General features: G+C 47.3%; 1 protein-coding gene. It reads left to right on the forward strand.

Annotated features, from left to right (window positions below; all coding sequences use genetic code 11):
* Positions 1 to 72: 72 nt before the first annotated feature.
* A partial coding sequence (locus JWH17_RS23160; RefSeq protein WP_205225072.1) for an IS4 family transposase occupies positions 73 to 1,403 on the forward strand: 1,331 nt, incomplete at its 3' end.

Genomic DNA, 1,403 nt, shown 5'->3' on the forward strand with positions numbered 1-1,403 from the left:
AGAAAAGCCCTTCGCTTTCTGGTATATTGGGATCTGCGAAAAAACCAACAATACCAGGAAGAAAGAGCTTTTATGGAAACTACCAGTTATTTCGAAGCACAACAAGAGGCAAAACAGCTGCAATCTCGAATTGCATCGTTCTTTGACACCTTCACGATCGGCACTTTGCTCAATACCAGCGGAATACGCAAACTCAAAGGCACGACACCGTTAGTAATTTTTCAAGCGATCTTCATGCTTCCTTTCCAAGGAGCAAACTTTTATCGAGGGATCGTGCTCAATGATAATGTTGGTTTTGGCAAAGACGCTGCCTATGAGCTGTTGGCATCACCCAAGTACAATTGGCGAGCCTTCATGCTCAAATTAAGTGCATTGGTTTGTCGATATTACGATGCATTGACTAATGATGACCGGGTAAAAGTTCTGATTGCTGATGACAGCGTCTACGATCGCGGCCGTTCCAAAAAGGTGGAACTCCTGGCAAGAATTTTTGACCATAACAGCAGGCGCTACCTTAATGGGTTTAAACTCTTGCAGTTAGGCTGGTCGGATGGAGCGAGCTTTGTCCCGTTGGATTTCGCCCTTCGCTCCTCAGTGGCAAAAAAGAACCGGCTTCAAGAATCCACCAAAGAGCAGGACAAAAGATGCTGTGGCTCCAAGCGCCGGAAGGAAGCTACGACAAAAACACCAGCGCTGCTGGAAGAAATGGTCAAGCGTGTTCTGGCTAGAGGAGTACGAGCTGATTACCTCCTGCTGGACAGCTGGTTCTGCTTTTCCGGCTTGATTGCCAGACTGAGCAAAGACATACCGGTAATCTGCATGGCTAAGGATCTCAAAAGCGTTCTTTATTGTCACAAAAATGTCCATGTCCGGCTGAGTGAACTATACAAGCGTTTGCGTAAAAAACCGGGACTGGCAAAAGTCCTTGCCAGCACTGTAGTAGAAATGAAAGGGGGAACAGCGGTTAAGGTCGTTTTTGTTCGTCATCGCAATACAAGGAAATGGCTGGCCTTGCTCAGCACTGACCTCGAGCTTGCCGATGAGGAAATAGTCAGGATATACGGAAAACGCTGGGACATAGAAGTGTTTTTTAAAATGGCGAAGCAGCACCTGAACCTTGAGCGTGAGGTCCAACTCCGTGACTACGATGGCCTCATTGGACATACAACCATTGTCATGACTCGATATATTTTCCTGGCTTTTGAACAGAGGCATTATGACGACCCGCGGACGCTAGGCAGCCTGTTCCATGCCTGTTGTGATGAGGTGGCCGACATCAGCCTGCTGGAATCGATGAAGCGCCTGTTGGCCCTGGTCATGGATGCAATACGATCTACAGGAGAATTCTCGGAGCAAATAATTTCATCAATGATCGATGTAATCATGGGGACGGCTGTTGATAT

Origin of the sequence: Desulfogranum marinum, assembly GCF_016918565.1 — a bacterium.
Taxonomy (GTDB): domain Bacteria; phylum Desulfobacterota; class Desulfobulbia; order Desulfobulbales; family Desulfobulbaceae; genus Desulfogranum; species Desulfogranum marinum.